Genomic DNA, 3,242 nt, shown 5'->3' with positions numbered 1-3,242 from the left:
CAGCCAAAGGCCTTGTGGTTCAAGCCTCGACGCTTGTTTCATGAAAACAATCGTCTCGCGCTCCTGGCTGAAATGTTGCTCCCCTTGCATGCGCAGCTCGGTGGCCACGTCATGGATGAAAATCGCCACGTCACCCTGCAGGCTGACAAAGGCGTTGCTCGACGTGCACGACAGCACTTCGAAGCCATCCTCGGCGCGCCAGCTGTCCCACAAGGCCTGATAGGCATCGCGCGACAGCAGCGGTTGTTCGAGGGTGTAAAACACGAAACTCGCATCGGCGCTGAACGCGCCGAAGTAAGCCTCGCGATCGTTACGGGCGAAAGCTGCCACCAGATCGGCGGCGGTTTTCAAAACCTGATCACGTTCGTTCATGACCGATCCTCAGCGATGAACCACGCCTGGCAGTACGCAGAGCATTTCGTACAGCAGGTTGGCGGCCAACAGCGAGGTGTTGCCGGTGGTGTCGTAAGCGGGCGAGACTTCTACCAGATCGCAACCGATCAGGTCGAGGCCTTGGCAGCCGCGAATGATTTCAATCGCCTGAATGGTCGTCAGACCACCGATTTCCGGGGTGCCGGTGCCAGGCGCCCAGGCCGGGTCGATGCCGTCGATGTCGAAACTCAGGTACACCGGACCACCGCCAACTTTCTCGCGAACTTCGGCCATCAGTGGCGCCAGCGACTTGTGCCAGCACTCTTCGGCCTGAACCACACGGAAGCCCTGATCGCGGCTCCAGTTGAAGTCATCTGCGGTGTAACCCTGCGCACGCAGACCAATCTGCACCACGCGGTGGCAGTCCAGCAGACCTTCTTCGACAGCGCGACGGAAGGTGGTGCCGTGGGCAATCTTCTCGCCGAACATGTGATCGTTCACATCAGCGTGAGCGTCGATGTGCACCAGACCGATCTTGCCGTGCTTTTTATGAATCGCACGCAGGATCGGCAGGGTGATGGTGTGGTCGCCACCCAGGGTCATCGGGATCACGTTGTGTTCGAGGATGTTGTCGTAGGCTTCTTCGATGATGCGGACGGCGTCGAGCAGGTTGAAGGTGTTGATCGCCACGTCACCGATGTCGGCAACCGACAGCGAGTCGAACGGCGCAGCGCCGGTGGCCATGTTGTACGGGCGGATCATTACCGATTCGGCGCGAATATCGCGTGGCCCGAAGCGGGTGCCGGGGCGCAGCGAAGTACCGATGTCCAGAGGCACGCCAACGAAGGCAGCGTCCAGACCGGCAGCGGTCGGTACATGGGGGAGTCGGAGCATGGTGGCGATGCCGCCGAAGCGCGGCATTTCGTTGCCGCCCAGTGGTTGGTGAAGAATCTTGTCCACGGGTAAGGCCTCATCGTCTTTGTTTTATTTATGTCGGTGCGCCGTTCATGGGAGGTCCGGGCACCGCTGTGGGGCCGATTCTGCGAAATGTAGTGGAGGGGAAGAATCGCTACGGGCAAATACTTAGTTCAGATTTTTCTAAACTAATGCTGAGGGCCCGGGATAGACTTCTCCCGCCGCCGAATTCCCCTGTAGGAGCTGCCGAAGGCTGCGATCTTTTGATTTTTGGTGCCTTCCAGCCTACTGAAGATCAAAAGATCGCAGCCTTCGGCAGCTCCTACAGGGGGCCGGCGAGTTCAAATGGGTTTATGGAGTCTTTGATGGCCAACGCTTTACCCGACCTGAAACTATTGCGCATCTTCGTCAGTGTCGTGCGTCATCAGGGTTTCGCCAATGCTCAGCAGGAACTCAACCTGTCGACCTCGGCGATCAGCACCTACATGAGCCAGCTCGAAGCCGCGCTCGGTCTGGTGCTGTGTCATCGCGGGCGGGGCGGGTTCAGCCTGACCAGCAAGGGCGAACTGTTCCATCAGGAAACCCTGCGCCTGTTGGCCGAACTCGAAGGCTTCGAGCAGTACGCCGCTGCGCTCAAGGGCGAACTGCGCGGCACGCTTAACCTCGGGGTGATCGACTCCACCGTCAGCGACAAGGCCTTGCCGTTCGCCGAAGCCATCGGCGCCTACAGTCAGGAACACCCGGCGGTGCATTTGCATCTGTCGGTGATGAGTCCGTATGAACTGCAACTCGGCGTGCAGGACAACCGTCTCGATCTGGCCATCGGCGCGTTTTCCACGCGCATGAGCGGTCTGGTCTACATGCCGCTGTACCGCGAGCAGCACTGGCTGTATTGCAGCAGTCGGCACCCGTTGTTCAACGAACGGCGGATTCCCGAGCAGGTCATCACCCAGCAACGCATGGTCGGTCGTGGTTACTGGAGTCAGGCCGAGCTGGCCCGTCACGGTTTCAAACACAGCGCCGCGACCGTGGAAAGTATGGAGGCGCAGCTGATTCTGGTGCTGTCCGGCGCCTACATCGGTTACCTGCCGGAGCACTATGCGCAGGCGTGGGCCGACAAGGGTGACTTGCGCGTTTTGCTGCCGGCGACCTTCGGTTATCAGGCACCATTTTCGATGATCATGCGTCGCGGGCGCAGTCGTGAGCCGCTGATTCAGACTTTCCGTGATTTGCTCAAAGCACAGCTCAATCAGGCGTAGCTCGAAGGAAAAAGAAGTATGTCCAGACTCCAATGCCCGCGCTGCCTGCGCCCTCAAACTCATTGCCTGTGTTCGCTGATCCCCAGTCTCGATAGCCGCACCCGGGTGTTGCTGTTGCAGCATCCGAGCGAGGTCAATCATGCGTTGAACACGGCGCGGTTGGCGGCGTTGGGGTTGACCAATGCCGAGCTGGTTGTGGGTGAGGTGTTCGAGGATTTGCCTGCGCTGTTGAATCAGCCGGGGTATCAGGCGCGGCTGTTGTTTCCCGCCGATGATGCGCAGCCGATGCAGGCCTATACCGTATCGGAGGAACCGCTGTTGCTGGTCGTCCCGGACGGCACTTGGCGCAAGGCGCGCAAAATGCTGCACCTCAATCCGCTGCTGGCGGCGCTGCCTCGGGTGACGCTGGCGGAGGGCGGTGTGTCGCGCTATCGGCTGCGCAAGGCTCCGGGGCCTGGGGCGTTGTCGACGATTGAGGCGATTGTGCAGGCGTTGCAGACGCTGGAAGCGCCGACTTCATTCGAACCGTTGCTCAAGCCGTTCGAGGCATTGATCGAGGGGCAGATTGCGGCGATGGGGGAGGAGGTTTTTCAGCGTAATCATGGCGACAGATAGGTGTTGTTCGGACTGGCCTTATCGCTAGCAGGCTAGCTCCCACAGGTTTTGTGTTCGACACAGATATTGTGGGAGCCAGCT

At 59.9% G+C, this 3,242-nt stretch carries 4 protein-coding genes; 2 read left to right on the top strand and 2 right to left on the bottom strand.

The features are described 5' to 3' along the window. The coding region (locus ACIOZM_RS28950) for a YybH family protein (RefSeq protein ID WP_401220417.1) at positions 1-372 on the bottom strand (372 nt) is incomplete at its 3' end. A 9-nt stretch (positions 373-381) separates the two neighbouring features. Further along, positions 382-1,332 carry an agmatinase gene (speB, locus tag ACIOZM_RS28945; protein ID WP_401220414.1) on the bottom strand — a complete coding sequence of 317 codons (951 nt, stop codon included), beginning with the start codon at positions 1,330-1,332 and terminating at the stop codon, positions 382-384. A gap of 320 nt (positions 1,333-1,652) precedes the next feature. On the opposite strand from speB, the gene ACIOZM_RS28940 reads away from it, so the two are divergent. Both ACIOZM_RS28940 and ACIOZM_RS28935 read left to right on the top strand, forming a co-directional pair. Then, positions 1,653-2,546 (top strand): LysR family transcriptional regulator, encoded by an 894-nt coding sequence (locus ACIOZM_RS28940; protein WP_007956593.1) that lies wholly within the window; start codon positions 1,653-1,655, stop codon positions 2,544-2,546. Between the two features lie 18 nt (positions 2,547-2,564). Then, on the top strand, positions 2,565-3,161 hold the full coding sequence (locus tag ACIOZM_RS28935; RefSeq protein WP_401220412.1) for a tRNA-uridine aminocarboxypropyltransferase: 597 nt from the start codon (positions 2,565-2,567) through the stop codon (positions 3,159-3,161). Positions 3,162-3,242: the final 81 nt, after the last annotated feature.

It is taken from the genome of Pseudomonas sp. NPDC087346 (assembly GCF_044744235.1).
Taxonomy (GTDB): domain Bacteria; phylum Pseudomonadota; class Gammaproteobacteria; order Pseudomonadales; family Pseudomonadaceae; genus Aquipseudomonas.
Note: the sequence above shows the minus strand (reverse complement) of the source record. Positions and strands in the feature narration are given on the sequence as shown.

Coding starts and splice junctions, on each gene's coding strand:
- ACIOZM_RS28935 (WP_401220412.1), top strand. CDS start 2,565: ATGTCCAGACTCCAATGCCCGCGCTGCCTGCGCCCTCAAACTCATTGC.
- ACIOZM_RS28940 (WP_007956593.1), top strand. CDS start 1,653: ATGGCCAACGCTTTACCCGACCTGAAACTATTGCGCATCTTCGTCAGT.